Raw genomic sequence first — 18,411 nt, forward strand, 5'->3', positions numbered from 1 at the left:
AGAAGGGCGGCGGACATGGCCGGCACCAGCAGCCACGAGCACGACGCGATGCGTCGCGCGCTCGTGCTGGCTGCGGGCCCCGACGCGCCCCTCCACCCCAACCCGCGGGTCGGCTGCGTGCTCCTGGCCCCCGACGGCCGCGTGGTCGCCGAGGGCGCCCACCGCGGCGCCGGCACCCCGCACGCCGAGGTCGACGCCCTGTCCCGTGCCGGCGCCGAGGCGCGCGGCGCCACCGCCGTGGTCACCCTCGAGCCCTGCAACCACACCGGGCGCACCGGCCCGTGCGCCGAGGCCCTCGTCGCCGCCGGCGTACGCCGCGTGGTGCTGGCCCAGCGCGACCCCAACCCGCTCGCCGCGGGCGGGGCCGCGACCCTGCGCGCCGCCGGCATCGAGGTGGCGACGGGGCTGCTGGAGGCCGAGGCCCGTGAGCTGAACCGGGTCTGGACCTTCGCCGTCGAGCACGGGCGTCCCTTCGTGACCTGGAAGCTGGCCACGACCATCGACGGGCGCAGCGCCGCGGCCGACGGGACCAGCCGCTGGGTCAGCGGCACCGCCTCGCGCCGCGACACCCACCGGCTGCGGGCGCTGGCCGACACGATGCTGGTCGGCACCGGCACAGTCGCGGTCGACGACCCGCTGCTGACCGTGCGCGACGCCGAGGACCGTCCCCTGGCGCGCCAGCCGCTGCGCGTGGTGATGGGGGAGCGCGACCTCGACCCGGCGGCCCGGGTGCTCGCCCCCGTCGACGGGATCGCGTCCCCGAGCCTGCACCTGCGCACCCGCGACCCGCACGAGGCGCTGGCCGAGCTGGCCGCCCGCGAGCGTCGCCACGTGTTCCTCGAGGGCGGCCCGACGCTGGCCGCCGCCTTCGTGGCCGCCGGACTGGTCGACGAGGTCGTCGCCTACGTCGCCCCGTTCCTGCTCGGCGCCGGTCGCAGCGCGGTCGCCGACCTCGGTATCACCACCATCACCGACGCCTGGCGCCCCGAGGTGCTCGACGTCGCCGTCCTGGAGCCGGTCGTGGCGGGCGAGCAGCCCGACGTCCGGTTCACGCTCGTGCCACCCGTCCGCACCCCCGCAGCAGGAGACGCCTGATGTTCACCGGCATCGTCGAGGAGCTCGGCACGGTCGCCGCGATCGACGACCTCACCGACGCCATCCGACTCACCATCACCGCCAGCGAGGTGCTCGAGGGCACCGGGCTCGGCGACTCGATCGCCGTCAACGGCTGCTGCCTGACCGTCGTCTCCACCGACGGGGCGGCCTGGACCGCCGACGTGATGAAGGAGTCGCTCGACAAGACCTCGCTGGGTGGCCTGCGCGCCGGCGACCCGGTCAACCTCGAGCGCGCCGTCACCGCCGAGAAGCGCCTGGGCGGCCACATCGTGCAGGGCCACGTCGACGGTGTCGGCGAGGTGCTGCGCCGCGAGCCCAGCGAGCACTGGGAGGTCGTCGAGATCTCCCTGCCGCCGGCGCTGGCGCGCTACCTGGTCGACAAGGGCTCGATCACCGTCGACGGCGTCAGCCTCACCGTCGTGGAGGCCGGGCCCGCCAGCTTCACCATCAGCCTCATCCCCGAGACCCTCGCCCGCACCACCCTGGGCCGCCGCGAGCCCGGCGCCCGGGTCAACCTCGAGGTCGACATCCTCGCCAAGCACGTCGAGAAGCTGCTGGCAGCACAGCTGTCCAGCGGCCAGCAGAAGGAGCAGGACGCATGACCGAGCAGAACCCCACGCTGCAGCGCATCCGCCTCGACAGCGTCGAGCGCGCGGTCGCCGACATCGCCGCCGGCAAGGCGGTCGTGGTCGTCGACGACGAGGACCGCGAGAACGAGGGCGACATCATCTTCGCCGCCTCCAAGGCGACCCCCGAGCTGATGGCCTTCACCATCCGCCACTCCAGCGGCGTGATCTGCGTGCCGATGCCCGCCGACATGCTCGACCGGCTCGAGATCCCGCTGATGACCCCGCACAACAAGGACAAGCTGCGCACGGCGTACACGATCTCGGTCGACGCCCGCGACGGCGTCTCCACCGGCATCTCGGCCGCCGACCGGGCGCACACCGCGCGGGTGCTGGCCGACTCCGCGACCGAGCCGTGGGAGATCACCCGGCCCGGCCACGTCTTCCCGCTGCGCTACCGCGAGGGCGGCGTGCTGGTGCGCCGCGGCCACACCGAGGCCGCGGTCGACCTGGCCCGCCTCGCCGGGCTGACCCCGGCCGGCGTGCTGGTCGAGGTCGTCAACGACGACGGCACCATGAAGCGCGCCGTCGAGCTGCGCGAGTTCGCCGACGAGCACGGCCTGGCGATGATCTCGATCGAGGACCTGGTGCGCTACCGCCGCCGCCACGAGACGCTCGTGGAGCGCGCCGCGGTCACCCGGCTGCCCACCCGCCACGGCGACTTCACCGCCTACGGCTACCGGATCACCGTCGACGGCTCCGAGCACGTCGCCCTGGTGCACGGCGACCCCGCCGACCTGGCCACCGACGAGCCGGTGCTGACCCGGGTGCACTCGGAGTGCCTGACCGGCGACGTGCTCGGCTCCGACCGCTGCGACTGCGGCCCCCAGCTCGACGAGGCGCTGGAGCGGGTCGTGGCCGAGGGCCGCGGCGTCGTGGTCTACCTGCGCGGCCACGAGGGCCGCGGCATCGGCCTGCTCGGCAAGCTGCAGGCCTACCAGCTCCAGGACGGCGGCCGCGACACCGTCGACGCGAACCTCGACCTGGGCCTGCCCGCCGACGCGCGCCACTACGGCACCGCCACCCAGATCCTGCGCGACCTCGGGGTGCGCTCGGTGCGGTTGATGACCAACAACCCCGACAAGGTCAGCAGCCTCGAGGACTTCGGGGTGCCGGTGGCCGAGCGGGTGCCGCTCACCCCGCACCCCAACGACCACAACCTGGCCTACCTGCTGACCAAGCGCGACCGGATGGGCCACGTGCTGCCCGACCTCGTCGACGCCGCTGTCGACCCAGCCGTCGACCCCGCTGTCGACCCCGTTGTCGACCCTGCCACGAACGGAGCCGTCTGATGAGCGGACACGGAGCCCCCACCGCCGAGCCCGTCGACTGCAGCGACCTGCGCGTCGCCGTCGTCGCGGCGTCCTGGCACACCGAGGTCATGGACGGGCTGCTCGCCGGTGCGCAGCGCGCCGCCGACGACTTCTCGGTGCGCGACCTCGAGGTCGTGCGGGTGCCCGGCACCTTCGAGCTGCCGGTCGTCGCCTCGGCGCTGGCCGAGCAGGGCTACGACGCCGTCATCGCCCTGGGCGTCGTCATCCGCGGCGGGACCCCGCACTTCGACTACGTCTGCAACGCCGCCACCGACGGCCTGGGCCGGGTCGCGCTCGACCACACCGTGCCCGTCGGCTTCGGTGTGCTGACCTGCGACGACGACCAGCAGGCGCTCGACCGCGCCGGGCTGCAGGGCTCGAAGGAGGACAAGGGCTACGAGGCCACCTCCGCCGCCCTGCACACCGCGCGCACCTTGCGCTCGCTGCGCGGCTGAGGCCCCCTCTCCCGCCCGCCAGTTCCGTGCGCCCGGCGGGAGATTCATCGGGTGCCCGATGGAACTCGCGCCGGGACCATGAAGCTTCGTGGTCCCGGCGCCAGTTTCGTACGGCCGGCCCCGTGCTGCCAGGTGCGTACAGCCGGGCTCTGACAGGCCGGCCCCATGAGTGCGGGACTGACGGGACTGCTCGTGGCCGCCACTGTCGCCCTCGCCGTGCTCGGCTGGCTGGTGGCCGAGAGCGCGCTGGGCCGCGGTGCCGACCGGGCGCAGGCGCGGCCCACCCCTGCCGAGCGCTGGCAGCGTCGTACGCCGCTGCGCACCGCGGGGCTGGTCTCGCTCGGCCTGGGGGTGGGGGCGGGCGCGCTGGGCGCGGCCGCCCTGGCCTCGGACGGTGCCGACCGCGGGGGAGGCCTCGACCTCGTCGGGCTGGCCGTGGCGCTGGTGCTGGTCGGCCTCAGCCTGCTGGCGACGTGGTGGCGGCTGGCCGGCCGGCGCCGCTGACCCGCTCGTCGGCCAGCAGCGCGTAGGCGTAGGAGTCGAGCCACCCCAGCTCGCGGTGCAGCGACTCGGCCACCAGGTGCGCCTCGCGGCGCATCCCGACCCGCTCCATCAGCCGCCACGACGGCTCGTTGGCCGCGAAGCAGCCGGCGGTGACCCGGCGCAGGCCCAGGCCGCGGGGTGCGGGGGAGAGACACAGGTCGAGCAGCGCCGCCACGGCCTCGGTGCCCAGCCCGCGCCCGCCGTACGCCGGGTCGAGCACCCAGCCGAGCTCGGCCTGCACGCCGGCCGCGGCTGCCGCCACGTCGCTCTGCGCCCAGCCGTCCGCCACCCGCACCATCAGGTCGCCGACCAGGCGGCCCCGGTGCTCCACGACAAGCGTCCTGGCCAGGCGTTCGGGGCGGCCGAACCAGGTGGTGAACGCGGCCAGGTCACCCTGGCCGCCGCCCAGCCAGCGGCTCACCCCGGGCGCGTGGCGGTAGGCCCACACGGCCTCCACGTCGCCGGCCAGTGCGGGCCGCAGCAGCAGCCGGGGCGTGCGGTGCGGCCAGGTCAGACGGGTCAGGGGAGCGGGAGGGGGAGAGGCAAGAGGTGCGGCGTCCACGGGGCCATGGTGTCGTGCAGGTCTCGTTCGCGCGATGCGATATCGGGCGCCGGCACCCCACCGCCTAGGCTTGCGCCTCGTGAAGACGTTCGAGGAGCTGTGGACCGAGCTGGCCGAGAAGGCCCGGACCCGTCCCGAGGGGTCGGGCACCGTGCGAGAGCTCGACGCGGGGGTCCATGCGATCGGCAAGAAGCTGGTCGAGGAGGCCGCCGAGTCCTGGATGGCCGCCGAGCACGAGGGCAAGGAGCGCGCGGCCGAGGAGATCAGCCAGCTGCTCTACCACGTGCAGGTCCTGATGCTCGGGCTCGGTCTCGAGCTCGACGACGTCTACACCCACCTCTGAGAGGCACCCCCATGTCGTTGTTGCGAGTAGCGGTCCCCAACAAGGGGTCGCTGTCCGTCTCCGCCTCCGAGATCCTCAAGGAGAGCGGCTACCGCCAGCGTGAGGACTCCAAGCAGCTCACGCTCACCGACGCCGACAACGGCGTCGAGTTCTTCTACCTGCGCCCCCGCGACATCGCCCTGTACGTCGGCGAGGGCACCCTCGACGTCGGCATCACCGGGCGCGACCTCCTGCGCGACTCCGGGGCGAAGGCCGAGGAGGCGCTCGAGCTCGGCTTCGGCCGCAGCCGCTTCCGCTTCGCGGGCCGCCCCGGCCGGTTCAGCGAGCTCGAGGACCTCGCCGGCGCGCGGATCGCCACGTCGTACACCGGCGTGGTGCGCACCTTCCTCGAGGAGCGTGGCATCGACGCGAGCGTCACCCGCCTCGACGGCGCGGTCGAGACCAGCATCCAGCTCGGGGTCGCCGACGCGATCGCCGACGTCGTGGAGACCGGCAGCACGCTGCGCCAGGCGGGGCTCGAGGTCTTCGGCGAGACGATCCTGGAGTCCGAGGCGGTGCTGATCACCCGCTCCGGCGACGTGCCCGAGGGCTTCGAGTCCCTCAAGCGCCGCATCGAGGGCGTCCTGGTGGCCCGCAGCTACGTGATGATGGACTACGACATCCCGACCGACCAGGTCGCCGACGCGGTGCGGCTGACCCCCGGCATCGAGAGCCCGACCGTGGCGCCGCTGCATCGCGAGGGCTGGTCCGCCGTGCGGGCGATGGTCCCGCGCTCGGGCGCCCAGCGCCTGATGGACCAGCTGTGGCAGATCGGGGCCCGCGGCATCCTGCTCACCGACATCCATGCCTGCCGCCTCTGAGCCCGGGGCGCCGGCCCTCCCGGTGACCTACCGCCCCCTGGGCCCCCGCATCGTCGGCATCGGCCTGGGCCTGGGGCTGCTCGTGGTCTTCGCAGCCGCCTGGATCAGCTTCGGGCCCGACGTGCGGGCGCGCTTCACGTTCTTCCAGCGCAGCACCCTGGTCTTCCTGGGGGTGCTCGGCTTCGGCGCGATCTTCGCGCTGGTGCGCTCGCGCGTGGACGCCGAGCGGGAGCGGCTCGTGATCGTCAACGGCTTCCGGCGCCGCGAGCTGGCCTGGGAGCAGGTCGTGAGCGTGCGGCTGCCGCCGGGGGCGCCCTGGGCGACCCTCGACCTCAGCGACGGCACCACCGTCTCGGCGATGGGCATCCAGGGCTCCGACGGCGCCCGCGCCCAGCAGGCCGTCCAGCAGCTGCGCGCCATCGCGGCCGACCCGCCGCACTGACCCCTCGGTCGGCCGCTCAGTCGACTGCGCGGATGCCCCAGGAGCCGGAGTGCTCGTCGCCGGGGCTGCCCGCGGGGGCCAGCACCACCAGGTCGGTGCCCGAGCGCAGCGCGTCGGGCGGCGCCGTCATCGGCTCGACCGCCAACGACCGGCGGGCGCTGGGCCCGGCGTCGTCGGCGGTGTAGAGCTGCAGGTGGGTCCAGGCCGGGTCGACCCACAGGCTCACGCCCTCGCCGGTGCGCGGGTCGCGCAGCGTCGTGGTCGCCCGCCCCCACTCGTCGCGCTCGAGGTCGGTGAAGGCGGTGTCGAGCACGGTCGAGCGCAGCGGCCGCGAGACCCGGAAGTCCAGCTCCCCGCCCTCGACGGGGGCCGAGCCCACCGGTCGCAGGCGCTCGTCGGTGATCAGGGAGGTCGCCGCCGGCAGGGTCAGCTCGAGGCCGTCCACCGGCCCGTCGCCCACGCACAGGTAGGGGTGCGCGCCGGCGGCGTACGGCGCCGGCTCGCCCGACATGTTGGTCGCGGTCATCGTCACCGTCAGCCCGTCGGCCGACAGGTCGTGCACCACGTGCAGGTCCAGGGTCCACGGCCACCCCGACCGCGCCATCAACCGGTAGGTCAGCGAGACCGAGTGGGGGGTGTGCTCCTCGAGGCTCCAGGCCGCCCAGCGCACCAGCCCGTGGGTGGCGTTGCGGGTCTCGTGGTCGGTCAGCGGCAGGCTCAGCGACCGGCCGCCGAACTCGAAGCGGCCCTCGCCGAGCCGGTTGGGCCACGGCACCAGCAGCTGGCCGCGCCCGCCCCAGGAGCGCTCCTCGGGGCCGAAGCCGTCGACGAGCGGGCGGCCGGCGTACGACAGCTCGCGCAGCGCGGCGCCGCTCTCGGTGACGACCGCGCGGTAGCCGCCTGCGGCGATCTCGAACTGGTCACCGCTCGGAGCAAGCATGGGCGTCACCCTAGTGGCTGGGCCGCCTGGGCCGCCTCGCTCCCGGGTACGACGGTGCGGGGCGCGTGGCGACCGGTGCCGTCGACCAGGATGTCGGCGCGACCCCGGGTGCCCTGGCGCTCGAAGTGGTGCGCCTCGGCCTCTGCCCAGGCCTCCCAGTGCGGCGCGAAGGAGTCGCCGTCGCGCTCGAGCCCGCGGCGGCGGCGCACCTCGGTGGGGGCGTCGACCCAGACCAGCACGGTGGTCAGCGGGGTGAGGCGCGCCGATCCCGCCCCGACGCCCTCGAGGACCAGCAGCGGCACCGGGGCCACCGTCACGTCCTCACCGGGCGCCCCGGCCTCCCAGTCGTAGCGGGTGTAGCTGCCCGCGGCGTCCCGGTCGAGCGGGCTGAGCAGCTGCTCGAGCTGGTCGGGCACCCGGGGCAGGCCGTCCCAGCCCTCGTACATGTCGTCGAGGTGCACCACCCGGGTCTCGATGGTGGCGGCGTCGGCGACGGCCTCGGCCAGCGTCGACTTGCCGGCGCCGGAGGGGCCGTCGATGCAGACCAGCAGACCGCTGCCACCGAGGGTCGCGGGCCGGCTGGTCGCCAGGTCCAGGACCAGGCGGGCCACCTCAGAAGGCGAGACCGAGGCCACGGTAGGTCTCCACCTCCTCGACGAAGCGGTCCCCGGAGAGCAGGTGGACCGTGCGCGCGTGCTCGAAGAGCTCGCCCGACTTGGCGTGGCGGAACCAGACCAGGTCGCCGATCGCGAGCATCGGGGCCGACGGGCCGACCAGCGGGGTCTGCACCTCGCCGGCGCCCTCGAGCCCGGTCAGGCGCAGGCCGGGCGGGGCCCACGGGGTCGGCAGCCGGTCGGCGCCGGCCGCGCCCGAGGCGACCAGGCCGCCGCCGTGGACGGTCGCGACGTCGGGGGAGGGGCGCCGGGTCACCGGCAGCCCGAAGAAGGCGGCGGGTCGCGGCTCGAAGGAGCGGTAGTGGTCGAACAGCGTCGGCACCAGCAGCCCCGAGCCGGCCGCGACCTCGGTGACGACCGGGTCGGCGGCGCTGGCCTCGACCGACCCGGAGCCGCCGGCGTTCCACAGCTCGAGGCCGTCGGGGCCGACGAGGTCGACCAGCGCGTCGCGCACCGCCCGGCGCCGCTCGCCGAGCTGGGCCACCGACGCGGACTTGAGCCGGCGCACCGCCAGCGAGCGGGCCCGGGCGGTGGGCACGTCGTCGGGCACCCCGGCGACCTGGCCCTCGTAGGTCATCGCCCCGACGAGGGTGAAGCCGGGGCGGGCCACGACCTCGCGGGCCAGGGCGAGCACGCCGGCGGCGTCGCGCAGCGGCGAGCGCTTGGGGCCCACGTGGCGCCCGCCGACCTGCAGGCCGGCGTCGACGTCGATGGCGACCCGCACCGGCACCGCTCGCGAGGAGCGCACCGAGTCGACGACGTCGAGGTGGGCCACGTCGTCGACCATCAGCGTGACCCGGGCCGCGGCGCGGGGCGAGACCACCAGCTCGCCCAGGGCGGCCCGGTCGACGGTGGGGTAGGCCACCAGCAGGTCGTCGGCGACCTCGTGCTCCTCCAGCCACAGCGCCTCGGCCAGGGTGTAGGCCAGCACGCCGTGGAAGCCGTCGCGGGCCAGGGCGCGGCGCATCAGCGCCGGCACCCGCACCGACTTCGAGGCCAGGCGCAGCGGCGTGCCGCCGGCGCGGCGCTCGAGGTCGGCGGCGTTGGCGTCGACGGCGTCGAGGTCGACCACCAGCAGCGGCGTCGACGGGGGAGCAGCCAGCCCGCGCACCGCGGCGTCCAGCCGCGCCCAGAGCCGGCTGCGCGCCGCTGCGCTGCCCGGGTCGCCCGGGCCGGTGCCGCGACCCATCAGGAGATGCCGCGCTTGCGCAGCAGGGCCTCGATGTCGGCCAGGTCGTCGTCGATGGCGGGCTTGCCCTTGCCCGCCCGGTCGACCTGCGGGGGTGCCTCGCCGCTCGGCGGTGCGACCTCGCGCCGGCGCGGTGCCCGGCGGGACAGCAGGCCCGCGGCGACCATCAGCAGCACCGAGGTGCCGGCCAGGGCCGCGCCGATCCACACGACCGGGCTCAGCACCAGGCCGAAGGCCCAGTCGCCGACCGCGTCGACGATGCGGGTGAACATCTCCAGCGTCCCGGTCAGGTACGCCGCCGGCACCAGCAGCGTCAGCGCCGCGGCGCGCAGCGCGGTCACCGCCCCGCGGCTGCGCCAGGCCCAGACCGTGACGAGACCGCCCACGACGGTCAGGGTGATCGCGAGCGCGGTCCAGGCGGCCTCGTCCATGCCTCCAGCCTGTCACAGGACGCCAGCACGCGCCCGCTGGTGCGGCCCCGGGACGGGCCGGGGATGATGGGGACGTGGACGACCAGCACCAGCGCCTGCTCGCGGGCCCGGGCTTCCCCGGCGACACCGGTGGGGCCGAGCCGGCGCTCGCCGCCGCGCTGGCGGCGTACGACGCCGCCCCGCGCGACCCCGACACCTACCTGGCCTGCCTCGACGCGCTGCGCACCGCGCGCCTGCTGGTGCCGGTGGTGGCGCTGCTCGGCGAGGTCGAGATCGACGAGCACGGCCTGGCCCACGACAAGACCAGCGACATGGCCGCGGTGCTGCTCACCGGCGCCGACGGCCGCACCGCCCTGCTCTCCTTCACCGGCACCGAGGCGATGACCGCCTGGGACCCGCAGGCACGCCCGGTGCCGGTCACCGCGCCGTACGCCGCCCAGGCCGCGGTGCAGGAGGGTGCAGCGGCGCTGCTCGTCGACGTGGCCGGCCCCGCGCGGCTGGTGGTGCAGGGCGGCGACCTCGAGGCGCTCGGGGCCGGGTGGCGCCCGGTGCGGCTCGGCACGGGCATCGGCTGGCTGCGACCCGGCGAGGGCTGAGCCCGACGGGGTTTGGGCGCACGGCGCGGTCTCGGCTAGAGTCTGGTCTCGACCGACCGGTTCGTCATGCGCTCGCGAGGGTGCACGTCGCGCCGGTCCTCAAGCGGAGGCCAGGCACGATCGTCTCCCACCCGCATCGACCGCCAGCACCACAGGTCGTCGGGTCCGGTCCCGGGAGCGCACCCGTGCACTCCCGTAGATGTGGAACCCCGCGTAGGGGGGACGTGTCGCGACTGGCTTCCGCTGCTTGCAAGCGGAAGCCTTTGTTCATTTCCGGCCCTCTTCCACGGCCGGGACGGCACAAGGACCTCCGAGGACATCCCCACCAGGAGGACACATCAGCACCGAGCTTCGAATCAACGACCGGATCCGCGTCCAGGAGGTCCGCCTCGTTGGCCCCAGCGGCGAGACCGTCGGCATCGTTCCCACCGCCGACGCGCTGCGCCTTGCCCAGGAGGCTGACCTCGACCTCGTCGAGATCGCCCCGATGGCCCGCCCCCCGGTCTGCAAGCTCATGGACTACGGGAAGTTCAAGTACGAGAACGCCCAGAAGGCCCGCGAGGCGCGGCGCAACCAGACGAACGTGATCATCAAGGAGATGAAGCTTCGTCCCAAGATCGACTCGCACGACTACGAGACCAAGAAGGGTCACGTGGTCCGGTTCCTCAACGCCGGCGACAAGGTCAAGATCACGATCATGTTCCGCGGCCGCGAGCAGCACCGCCCCGAGCTGGGCTTCCGGCTGCTGCAGAAGCTGGCCGAGGACGTCACCGAGCTCGGCTTCGTGGAGTCCTCGCCCAAGCAGGACGGCCGCAACATGACCATGGTCCTGGGCCCGCACAAGAAGAAGGCCGAGGCCAAGGTCGAGCACAAGGCCGCCAAGGAGGCCAAGGCCGCCGAGCGCGCCGCCGAGGAGGCCGAGGAGCGCGCCGAGCGCACCGAGCGCAACGCCGGTCGCCAGGCAGCCCCCAAGAAGGAGCGCGGTCGCTCCGAGAACCTCGATCCCGAGATCGAGGCCTGAGCGCCGCCCGGGACCCGTCCGGGTCCCGCCCCGAACTGCCGCAGCACGCAACGAGAGAGAGACACAGATGCCCAAGAACAAGAGCCACTCCGGCGCCGGCAAGCGCTTCCGCGTGACCGGCTCCGGCAAGATCCTTCGCGAGAAGGCCGGCAAGCGCCACAACCTCGAGAAGAAGCCCTCGAAGGTCACGCGCCGCATGACCGGCACCGTCGAGGTGGCCAAGGCCGACACCGCGCGCGCCAAGAAGATGCTCGGCATCTGAGCCTCGCCCACCCGTCAACCACCGGGCCGGCGACACGGCCCTGACGTCGACCACACCGGTCGGCAGAGCACCAAGGAGACACCATGGCACGCGTCAAGCGCGCAGTGAACGCCCAGAAGAAGCGTCGTACCACCCTCGAGCGGGCCAGCGGCTACCGCGGCCAGCGCTCGCGCCTGTACCGCAAGGCCAAGGAGCAGGTCACCCACTCCCTGGTCTACAACTACAACGACCGGCGCAAGAACAAGGGCAACTTCCGCAAGCTGTGGATCCAGCGGATCAACGCTGCGGCCCGTGCCCAGGGCATGACCTACAACCGCTTCATCCAGGGCCTCAACCTGGCCGGCGTCGAGGTCGACCGCAAGATCCTGGCCGACCTGGCCGTCAACGACATCGCGGCGTTCAACGTCCTGGTCGAGACCGCCAAGAACGCCCTGCCCGAGGACGTCAACGCGCCCAAGGCGGAGGCCTCGGCCTGACCACCTCCTGGGGCCCCTCGGGCCCCTCGGCTCCCCTCGTCGCGGGCAACGCCCGCGTCAAGGACGCACGCAGGCTCAGCCGCCGCTCGGTCCGTTCCGAGCGGCGGCTGTTCCTCGCTGACGGCCCCAAGGCGGTCGAGGGCGCCCTCGAGGTGCCCGGGCTGCTGGTCGAGGTCTTCGCGACCCCGGCGGCCACCGAGCGGTACGCCGAGCTGGCCCGCGCCGCGCAGGAGTCCGGCGCCGCCTGGACCCCGGTCGAGGAGCGGGCGCTGGCCTCGCTCAGCGACGCCGTCAGCCCCGCCGGGCTGGTCGGGGTGTGCCGCTTCCTCGACACCGACCTCGCGTCGGTGCTCGCCACGGGTCCGCGCCTGGTCGCGGTCTGCGCCGACGTGCGCGACCCCGGCAAACGCCGGCACCGTGATCCGCTGCGCCGACGCCGCCGGCGCCGACGCGGTCGTGCTGGCCGGCAGCTCGGTCGACGCCTACAACCCAAGACGGTGCGGGCCTCGGTCGGCTCGCTGTTCCACCTGCCCGTCGTCGTCGCCCCCGACGCCGCGGCCGCGGTGCGCGAGCTGCAGGGCGCCGGCCTGGCCGTCCTGGCCGCTGACGGCGCCGGTGAGCGCGACCTCTACGGCACCGCCCCGCTGGAGGGGCCCGTGGCCTGGCTCTTCGGCAACGAGGCCTGGGGCCTGCCCGACGAGCTGGCGGCACTGGCCGACCACCGGGTCTCGATCCCGATCCACGGTCGCGCCGAGAGCCTCAACCTCTCCACCGCGGCGGCGCTGTGCCTCTACGAGACCGCCCGCACCCAGCGTCGTACCTGACCGGACGCACTGTCCGCGGGGTCAGGGCTCTCCTAGGGTGGGGCCATGTCTCCTCACCCGGCCCGGGCCGTGCTCGACGACCTGCCCGACGGCGTGGTCCTCGCCGGCGGCGACGGGCTGGTGCGCCTGGTCTCGGCGCCGGCCGCGCGGATGCTCGGCATCGATGCCGACGAGGCCCCCGGGCGCCCGCTGCCCGACGTCCTGCGGCTCCAGGACCGTGAGGGCGCGTCGTGGTGCGCCTGCAACACGCCGTACGAGGGCCTGGCGACCCGCACCGCCGTCCCCGAGCAGCCGTGGCTGCTGCCCGACGGCAGCGAGGTGCTCGTCGCCGCCCGCATCCACCGCACCTCGCTGCGCGACCCGGTCGACCGGGTCGCGGTCACCCTGCGCTCGGGCCGCGGCCGGGCCCGCCTCGACCGCGAGCGCTCCGACCTGGTCGCCACCGTGGCCCACGAGCTGCGCTCCCCGCTGACCGGTGTGAAGGGGTTCGTGCAGGCGCTGCTGAACCGGTGGGACAAGCTCAACGACGACCAGAAGAAGCTGATGCTGACCACCGTCAGCTCCGACTCCGACCGGTTGAGCCGGCTCATCGCCGAGCTCCTCGACGTCGCCCGCATCGACACCGGCCGCCTCCAGCTCTACCCCCGGCCCACCGACGTCGCCACGATCGTGGGCCGGGTGGTGACCTCGGTGCAGGCCGCGACCTCGCGCCCGGTGGTCCTCGAGGAGCCCGGCGACCTGCCCGACGTGCTCGCCGACCCCGACAAGCTGTCCCAGGTGGTGACCAACCTGGTCGAGAACGCGGTGCGCCACGGCGACGGCACCGTGCGGGTGCACCTCGAGGCCGTGGCGCCCGGCGGCGCCGAGGCGGGGGTCGCGGTGCGGGTCACCGTCGACGACGAGGGCGAGGGCATCCCCGAGGAGCTGCGGCGGCGCGTGTTCACCAAGTTCTGGAAGAGCGGCGCGCGCGGCGGCTCCGGCCTGGGCATGTACATCGTGGGTGGGCTGACCCGCGCCCACGGCGGCTCGGTGACGATCGCCGACGCACCCGGCGGGGGAGCGCGGGTGCAGGTGACCTGGCCGGTCGGTCCCGAGGCCTGAGTCGGGCGCGGTCGTCCGTAGACTGCGCCCGAGCTACCAGCGAGAGGCAGTGATGTCGGGCCCGAACACCGATTACGACCCCGTCGAGGTCACCCCGCTCCAGGCGGAGGAGGTCGAGGCGTCGCGCGACGCCGCGATCGCCGCGATCGAGCAGGCGAGCGACCTCGAGTCGCTCAAGCAGGTGCGCCTCGAGCACGCCGGCGACCGCTCACCCCTGGCGCTGGCGAACCGCGAGATCGGCGCCCTGCCCCCGCAGGCACGCAAGGAGGCCGGGCAGCGCATCGGCAAGGCGCGCAAGGACGTCGGCACCGCGCTCGCCGCGCGGCAGGTCGTGCTCGAGGCCGAGCACGAGGAGCGGATGCTCGTCGAGGAGACCGTCGACGTCACGCTGCCCACCGACCGGCGCCGCGCCGGCGGCCGGCACCCGCTGACCCTGCAGTCCGAGCTGATCGCCGACCTGTTCGTGGCCATGGGCTGGGAGGTCGCCGAGGGTCCCGTCGTCGAGGCGGAGTGGCTCAACTTCGACGCCCTCAACCTGGGCCCCGACCACCCGGCGCGCACCATGCAGGACACCTTCTGGACCGAGCCGGCCGACCACCACGTCGTGCTGCGCACCCAGACCTCGCCGGTGCAGGCGCGCACCATGCTCGCACGCCCCCGATCTACGTGGTCTGCCCGGGCCGGGTCTTCCGCACCGACGAGTACGACGCCACGCACAGCCCGATGTTCCCACCAGGTCGAGGGCCTCGTGGTCGACGAGGGCATCACCATGGCGCACCTCAAGGGCACCCTCGACCACTTCGCCGGGCAGCTCTTCGGCGACGGCATCGACACCCGCTTCCGCCCGTCGTACTTCCCCTTCACCGAGCCGTCGGCCGAGGTCGACGTGCGCTGCTTCGTGTGCCGCGGCGTCGACGCCGAGTCCTGCCGCACCTGCCGCGGTGAGGGCTGGATCGAGTGGGGCGGCTGCGGCGTGGTCAACCCGCGCGTCCTGACCGCCTGCGGCGTCGACCCCGAGGTCTACAGCGGCTTCGCGTTCGGCATGGGCATCGACCGCTCGTTCATGTTCCGCCACGGCCTGGAGGACCTGCGACCGCTCTTCGAGGGCGACGTCCGCTTCAGCGCCGCGTTCGGAACCGAGATCTGAGGAATCATGAAGGCACCCGTCTCCTGGATCCGTGAGCACGTCGACCTGCCCGCCGAGGTGGGCACCGAGGAGCTCACCGACCGACTGACCATGCTCGGGCTCAAGCTCGAGGCGATCGAGCGCCCCGGTGAGGAGATCACCGGCCCCCTGGTGGTGGGCCGCGTGCTCACCATGGAGCCCGAGCCGCAGAAGAACGGCAAGACCATCAACTGGTGCACCGTCGACGTGGGCGAGGCCAACGGCTCCGGCGAGCCCCAGGGCATCGTCTGCGGCGCCCACAACTTCGCGCCCGGCGACCTCGTCGTCGCCGTGCTGCCCGGGGGAGTGCTGCCGGGCGGGTTCGCGATCAGCGCCCGCAAGACCTACGGCCACGTCTCGGCCGGGATGATCTGCTCGGCCGCCGAGCTGGGCCTCGGCACCGACCACGACGGCATCATCGTGCTCCCGCCCGACGCCGGGGAGCCGGGCCAGGACGTGCGCCCGCTGCTCGGCTTCGACGAGGAGATCATCGAGTTCGAGATCAACCCCGACCGGGCCTACGCCCTGTCGCTGCGCGGCATCGCCCGCGAGGCCGCGCTCGGCTTCGACGCGCCGTTCCGCGACCCGGTCGAGCGCGACCTGCCCCCGGCCGACGACGCCGGCCACCCCGTCGAGGTCGACGACCCCGAGGGCTGCCCCGTCTTCGTCGCGCGCACCGTCAGCGGCTTCGACCCGACCGCCGAGACCCCCGCCTTCATCGCCGACCGGCTGCGGATGGCCGGCATGCGCCCGATCTCGCTGGCCGTCGACATCACCAACTACGTGATGCTCGAGACCGGTCGACCGATCCACGGCTACGACCTCGACAAGGTGCAGGGCACCGTGCGGGTGCGCCGGGCCCGCGAGGGCGAGCGGCTCACCACCCTCGACGGCACCCGGCGCGACCTGACCCCCGAGGACCTCGTCGTCACCGACGACTCCGGGGTCATCGGCCTGGGCGGCGTGATGGGCGGCGAGGCCACCGAGATGTCCGCGACCACCACCCGCGTCCTGGTCGAGGCCGCCCACTGGGAGCCGGTCGCGATGTTCCGCACCGGCAAGCGCCACAAGATCTCCTCCGAGGCCGGCAAGCGCAACGAGCGCGGCGCCGACCCGACCACCTGCGAGCCGGCGGCCGACCGCGTGGTCGAGCTGCTGACGACGTACGGCGGGGCGACGGCGGAGCCCGGCGTCACCGTCGTCGGCGCCCCTCGCCCCCGCGAGGCGGTGCGCCTCGACGCGGGCCTGGCCCGCCGGGTCAGCGGCATGCCGATCGACGACGAGACCGCCGTCGCGCACCTGCGTGCCGTGGGCTGCGACGTCGTCGAGGACGGCGACGCCCTCGCCGTCACCCCGCCACCGTGGCGCCCCGACCTGACCGACGCCCAGGACTTCTCCGAGGAGGTCGTGCGGGTCGTCGGCTACGACAAGGTGCCCTCGGTGCTCCCGACGCCCCCGTCGGGGCGCGGCCTGACCCGTGAGCAGCGCCTGCGCCGACGCGTCGGTCGCACCATGGCCGGCCAGGGCTTCGTCGAGGTGCTCACCTTCCCCTTCATCGGGGTCGAGGAGCTCGACCTGCTCGGTCTCGACGCCGACGACGACCGGCGCAGCCTGCTGCGGCTGAGCAACCCGCTCAGCGCCGAGGCGCCGTACATGACCAGCACGCTGCTGCCCGGTCTGCTGCGCGCCGCCGCCAAGAACGTCGGGCACGGCACCACCTCGTTCGCGCTGTTCGAGAGCGCCCCGGTCACCGCGCCCCGCGGCAGCGGCCCGGCCCCGATCCTGCCCGTCGACCGGCGCCCGACCGACGCCGAGCTCGAGGAGCTCGAGAAGGCGCTGCCGGCCCAGCCGACCCACCTCGGCCTGGTCGCCGTCGGCGAGGCCGACGCCTCCGGCTGGTGGGGCACCGGTCGCCACGTCGACTGGTCGGACGCCGTCGAGGCCGTCCGTGGCGTGGGCGACGCGCTGGGCCTTCCGCTGCAGACCCGCTCGACCGCCCTGGCGCCCTGGCACCCCGGCCGCTGCGCCGAGCTGGTCGTCGACGGCGTCGTCGTCGTCACGCCGGCGAGCTGCACCCGCGGGTCTGCGCCGCCTTCGGGCTGCCGCCGCGCTCGGTGGCCGCCGAGGTCGACCTCGACCTGCTGCTGGAGCGCGCGGTCGACCTGCGCCCGGCCCCGGTCTTCTCGACCTACCCGGTGGCCAAGGAGGACGTCGCCCTGGTCGTCGACGCCTCGGTCCCGGCCGGGGACGTCGAGGCGGCGCTGCGCGAGGGGGCCGGCGAGCTGCTCGAGTCGGTGCGCCTCTTCGACGTCTACGCCGGCGACCAGGTCGGCGAGGGCCGCAAGTCGCTGGCCTTCGCGCTGCGGCTGCGCGCCCACGACCGCACCTCTCGTCGAGGGCGAGGCCGCGGCCGCCCGCGACGCCGCCGTCGCGCTGGCCGCCGAGCGCACCGGGGCCACCCAGCGCTGACCCACCCGCGCTGACCCGTCCCAAATCTCGCGCTGACCCGTCCCAGATCTCACGTCGACCCGGCTGAGATCGACCCGCCGTCGAACTCGGCCGGGTCACTGCGAGATTCGGGCCGGGTCAGCGCGAAGTTTGGGCCGGGTCGGCGCGAAGTATGGGCCTGGTCAGGTGAGGGGCTGGTCCACGACCGCGGCGAAGCGGGCGTGCACGTCGGGGTCGCCGGAGACGTCGGGGCCGGCGGCCGGGTCGTCTCGGTCGGTACGCCGCCACAGCCAGGTGAGCAGGAGGGTGGCGGGCCCGGCGACCACCGCGTCCGGGGCCCGGCCGGGGTCGGCGACCACGCCGATGTCGGTCTCGTCGTACGACGTGGCGGTGCGCGGGTCGGTGCCGGTGAAGCGGCCCAGCTCGACCCAGACCCGGTCGCCGGTGTCGGTGCAGTCGACCCGCACGTGCTGGCCCGCGCCGTCGAAGCGGCCCCAGGGCGGGGTGCCGCCGAACATCACGTCGAGCGCCTCGAGCACCCCGTCCGCGGCCAGTTCAGGGTCGATGGGGCTCGCCCGACCGGCGGTCTGCTCGGCGTCGACGCGGTGCACCAGCGCCTCGAGCGCCTGGCGGCGGTAGGTGAAGCCGACCGTCTGCTCGCTCGACCAGGTCCAGGCCGGGTCGGCGGGGTCGGCGCTCCGCAGCTGCGCGAGCAGGGCGGCGCTGTGCTGGTCGAAGGCCGCGAGCAGCGCGTCGTACGACGCCGGGCGCTCGGGCCCGGGCGCGTCCTCGACGGGCGCCGAGGGCCGCGTCCGCACCACCTCGGCCCAGAACCACTGCACCTCGGCGAGGTGCCACAGCAGGTCGGCGGCCGACCAGTCCGGGCAGCCGGGCACCCGCGCGTCCGCAGGGGTGGTGGCGAGCACCTCGCGGAAGCGGGTTGACTCACGTTGCAGGTGAGCCAAGTAGTCAAGGGGTGCGAGTGCCATGCCCGCGAACCTAGGCCGCGCCGCCGCCGTCGGCC

The 18,411-nt window shown here is 74.5% G+C and carries 20 protein-coding genes and 2 pseudogenes; 16 read left to right on the plus strand and 6 right to left on the minus strand.

Annotated elements, in window-relative coordinates; translation table 11 throughout:
* The first annotated feature begins 15 nt into the window (after positions 1-15).
* The 5 genes from ribD (at position 16) to H0S66_RS16950 (ending at position 4,014) form a co-directional block, all read left to right on the plus strand.
* The gene (gene ribD / locus H0S66_RS16930; RefSeq protein WP_246305172.1) at positions 16-1,095 is read left to right on the plus strand and encodes a bifunctional diaminohydroxyphosphoribosylaminopyrimidine deaminase/5-amino-6-(5-phosphoribosylamino)uracil reductase RibD; all 1,080 of its coding nucleotides are present in this window, start codon (positions 16-18) and stop codon (positions 1,093-1,095) included.
* The gene (locus H0S66_RS16935) at positions 1,095-1,718 is read left to right on the plus strand and encodes a riboflavin synthase (RefSeq protein WP_179616414.1); all 624 of its coding nucleotides are present in this window, start codon (positions 1,095-1,097) and stop codon (positions 1,716-1,718) included. Before ribD ends, H0S66_RS16935 begins: the two co-directional genes overlap by 1 nt.
* Positions 1,715-3,034 carry a bifunctional 3,4-dihydroxy-2-butanone-4-phosphate synthase/GTP cyclohydrolase II gene (locus tag H0S66_RS16940; protein ID WP_246305173.1) on the plus strand — a complete coding sequence of 440 codons (1,320 nt, stop codon included), beginning with the start codon at positions 1,715-1,717 and terminating at the stop codon, positions 3,032-3,034. The genes H0S66_RS16935 and H0S66_RS16940 overlap by 4 nt, the downstream gene beginning before the upstream one ends.
* Positions 3,034-3,510 (plus strand): 6,7-dimethyl-8-ribityllumazine synthase, encoded by a 477-nt coding sequence (gene ribH / locus H0S66_RS16945; RefSeq protein WP_179616415.1) that lies wholly within the window; start codon positions 3,034-3,036, stop codon positions 3,508-3,510. The genes H0S66_RS16940 and ribH overlap by 1 nt, the downstream gene beginning before the upstream one ends.
* A 165-nt stretch (positions 3,511-3,675) precedes the next feature.
* Complete coding sequence (locus H0S66_RS16950; protein ID WP_179616416.1) at positions 3,676-4,014, plus strand: hypothetical protein; 339 nt, start codon at positions 3,676-3,678, stop codon at positions 4,012-4,014.
* On the opposite strand, the gene H0S66_RS16955 is transcribed toward H0S66_RS16950, so the two are convergent.
* Complete coding sequence (locus H0S66_RS16955; protein ID WP_219633583.1) at positions 3,968-4,615, minus strand: GNAT family N-acetyltransferase; 648 nt, start codon at positions 4,613-4,615, stop codon at positions 3,968-3,970. The two genes, H0S66_RS16950 and H0S66_RS16955, sit on opposite strands and share 47 nt — an antisense overlap.
* A gap of 34 nt (positions 4,616-4,649) precedes the next feature.
* Between H0S66_RS16955 and H0S66_RS16960 the strand changes: the two genes are divergently transcribed.
* Genes H0S66_RS16960 through H0S66_RS16970 form a run of 3 tightly spaced genes read left to right on the plus strand, consistent with a single transcriptional unit; the run spans position 4,650 to position 6,260 of the window.
* A complete protein-coding gene (locus tag H0S66_RS16960) occupies positions 4,650-4,958 on the plus strand; it encodes a phosphoribosyl-ATP diphosphatase (protein ID WP_218876359.1) in 309 nt (102 codons plus the stop codon).
* An 11-nt stretch (positions 4,959-4,969) separates the two neighbouring features.
* Entirely contained in the window at positions 4,970-5,818 is an 849-nt protein-coding gene (gene hisG / locus H0S66_RS16965; protein ID WP_179616418.1) for an ATP phosphoribosyltransferase, read from the plus strand.
* A complete protein-coding gene (locus H0S66_RS16970; protein WP_179616419.1) occupies positions 5,802-6,260 on the plus strand; it encodes a PH domain-containing protein in 459 nt (152 codons plus the stop codon). Before hisG ends, H0S66_RS16970 begins: the two co-directional genes overlap by 17 nt.
* A 16-nt stretch (positions 6,261-6,276) precedes the next feature.
* Here H0S66_RS16970 and H0S66_RS16975 read toward each other — a convergent pair whose 3' ends face one another.
* From H0S66_RS16975 to H0S66_RS16990, 4 genes are read right to left on the minus strand one after another with little or no spacing between them, the layout of a single operon-like run.
* Positions 6,277-7,200, minus strand: a complete 924-nt coding sequence (locus tag H0S66_RS16975; RefSeq protein ID WP_179616420.1) for an aldose 1-epimerase family protein — start codon at positions 7,198-7,200, stop codon at positions 6,277-6,279.
* A 5-nt stretch (positions 7,201-7,205) separates the two neighbouring features.
* The gene (locus H0S66_RS16980) at positions 7,206-7,811 is read right to left on the minus strand and encodes a nucleoside/nucleotide kinase family protein (RefSeq protein ID WP_179616421.1); all 606 of its coding nucleotides are present in this window, start codon (positions 7,809-7,811) and stop codon (positions 7,206-7,208) included.
* A gap of 1 nt (position 7,812) precedes the next feature.
* Positions 7,813-9,063: an amino acid deaminase/aldolase gene (locus H0S66_RS16985; protein WP_179616422.1), complete on the minus strand. Its 1,251-nt coding sequence runs from the start codon at positions 9,061-9,063 to the stop codon at positions 7,813-7,815.
* The gene (locus H0S66_RS16990) at positions 9,063-9,494 is read right to left on the minus strand and encodes a hypothetical protein (RefSeq protein ID WP_218876360.1); all 432 of its coding nucleotides are present in this window, start codon (positions 9,492-9,494) and stop codon (positions 9,063-9,065) included. Before H0S66_RS16990 ends, H0S66_RS16985 begins: the two co-directional genes overlap by 1 nt.
* 74 nt (positions 9,495-9,568) lie before the next feature.
* On the opposite strand from H0S66_RS16990, the gene H0S66_RS16995 reads away from it, so the two are divergent.
* The 8 genes and pseudogenes from H0S66_RS16995 (at position 9,569) to pheT (ending at position 17,408) form a co-directional block, all read left to right on the plus strand.
* Complete coding sequence (locus tag H0S66_RS16995) at positions 9,569-10,090, plus strand: SseB family protein (RefSeq protein WP_179616423.1); 522 nt, start codon at positions 9,569-9,571, stop codon at positions 10,088-10,090.
* 247 nt (positions 10,091-10,337) lie between these two features.
* Positions 10,338-11,111, plus strand: a complete 774-nt coding sequence (gene infC, locus H0S66_RS17000; protein ID WP_179616424.1) for a translation initiation factor IF-3 — start codon at positions 10,338-10,340, stop codon at positions 11,109-11,111.
* Between the two features lie 67 nt (positions 11,112-11,178).
* A complete protein-coding gene (gene rpmI, locus H0S66_RS17005) occupies positions 11,179-11,373 on the plus strand; it encodes a 50S ribosomal protein L35 (protein ID WP_179616425.1) in 195 nt (64 codons plus the stop codon).
* 83 nt (positions 11,374-11,456) lie between these two features.
* Positions 11,457-11,849 (plus strand): 50S ribosomal protein L20, encoded by a 393-nt coding sequence (rplT, locus tag H0S66_RS17010; protein ID WP_179616426.1) that lies wholly within the window; start codon positions 11,457-11,459, stop codon positions 11,847-11,849.
* A gap of 107 nt (positions 11,850-11,956) precedes the next feature.
* Entirely contained in the window at positions 11,957-12,673 is a 717-nt protein-coding gene (locus H0S66_RS17015; RefSeq protein WP_420873738.1) for a TrmH family RNA methyltransferase, read from the plus strand.
* 45 nt (positions 12,674-12,718) lie between these two features.
* Positions 12,719-13,774: a sensor histidine kinase gene (locus H0S66_RS17020; protein ID WP_179616427.1), complete on the plus strand. Its 1,056-nt coding sequence runs from the start codon at positions 12,719-12,721 to the stop codon at positions 13,772-13,774.
* 52 nt (positions 13,775-13,826) lie between these two features.
* Positions 13,827-14,921: pseudogene (pheS, locus tag H0S66_RS17025) on the plus strand (phenylalanine--tRNA ligase subunit alpha).
* 6 nt (positions 14,922-14,927) lie between these two features.
* Positions 14,928-17,408 (plus strand): annotated as a pseudogene (gene pheT / locus H0S66_RS17030) (phenylalanine--tRNA ligase subunit beta).
* Between the two features lie 161 nt (positions 17,409-17,569).
* On the opposite strand, the gene H0S66_RS17035 reads toward pheT, so the two are convergent.
* Complete coding sequence (locus H0S66_RS17035) at positions 17,570-18,376, minus strand: maleylpyruvate isomerase family mycothiol-dependent enzyme (protein ID WP_179616430.1); 807 nt, start codon at positions 18,374-18,376, stop codon at positions 17,570-17,572.
* Positions 18,377-18,411: the final 35 nt, after the last annotated feature.

Origin of the sequence: Nocardioides marinisabuli (assembly GCF_013466785.1) — a bacterium.
Lineage (GTDB): Bacteria > Actinomycetota > Actinomycetes > Propionibacteriales > Nocardioidaceae > Nocardioides > Nocardioides marinisabuli.

What these genes read in the sequence shown, in the direction of transcription:
- ribD (WP_246305172.1), top strand. Translation starts at nt 16, where the DNA reads ATGGCCGGCACCAGCAGCCACGAGCACGACGCGATGCGTCGCGCGCTC.
- H0S66_RS16935 (WP_179616414.1), top strand. Translation starts at nt 1,095, where the DNA reads ATGTTCACCGGCATCGTCGAGGAGCTCGGCACGGTCGCCGCGATCGAC.
- H0S66_RS16940 (WP_246305173.1), top strand. Translation starts at nt 1,715, where the DNA reads ATGACCGAGCAGAACCCCACGCTGCAGCGCATCCGCCTCGACAGCGTC.
- ribH (WP_179616415.1), top strand. Translation starts at nt 3,034, where the DNA reads ATGAGCGGACACGGAGCCCCCACCGCCGAGCCCGTCGACTGCAGCGAC.
- H0S66_RS16950 (WP_179616416.1), top strand. Translation starts at nt 3,676, where the DNA reads ATGAGTGCGGGACTGACGGGACTGCTCGTGGCCGCCACTGTCGCCCTC.
- H0S66_RS16960 (WP_218876359.1), top strand. Translation starts at nt 4,650, where the DNA reads ATGCGATATCGGGCGCCGGCACCCCACCGCCTAGGCTTGCGCCTCGTG.
- hisG (WP_179616418.1), top strand. Translation starts at nt 4,970, where the DNA reads ATGTCGTTGTTGCGAGTAGCGGTCCCCAACAAGGGGTCGCTGTCCGTC.
- H0S66_RS16970 (WP_179616419.1), top strand. Translation starts at nt 5,802, where the DNA reads ATGCCTGCCGCCTCTGAGCCCGGGGCGCCGGCCCTCCCGGTGACCTAC.
- H0S66_RS16975 (WP_179616420.1), bottom strand. Translation starts at nt 7,200, where the DNA reads ATGCTTGCTCCGAGCGGTGACCAGTTCGAGATCGCCGCAGGCGGCTAC.
- H0S66_RS16985 (WP_179616422.1), bottom strand. Translation starts at nt 9,063, where the DNA reads ATGGGTCGCGGCACCGGCCCGGGCGACCCGGGCAGCGCAGCGGCGCGC.
- H0S66_RS16990 (WP_218876360.1), bottom strand. Translation starts at nt 9,494, where the DNA reads ATGGACGAGGCCGCCTGGACCGCGCTCGCGATCACCCTGACCGTCGTG.
- rpmI (WP_179616425.1), top strand. Translation starts at nt 11,179, where the DNA reads ATGCCCAAGAACAAGAGCCACTCCGGCGCCGGCAAGCGCTTCCGCGTG.
- rplT (WP_179616426.1), top strand. Translation starts at nt 11,457, where the DNA reads ATGGCACGCGTCAAGCGCGCAGTGAACGCCCAGAAGAAGCGTCGTACC.
- H0S66_RS17020 (WP_179616427.1), top strand. Translation starts at nt 12,719, where the DNA reads ATGTCTCCTCACCCGGCCCGGGCCGTGCTCGACGACCTGCCCGACGGC.
- H0S66_RS17035 (WP_179616430.1), bottom strand. Translation starts at nt 18,376, where the DNA reads ATGGCACTCGCACCCCTTGACTACTTGGCTCACCTGCAACGTGAGTCA.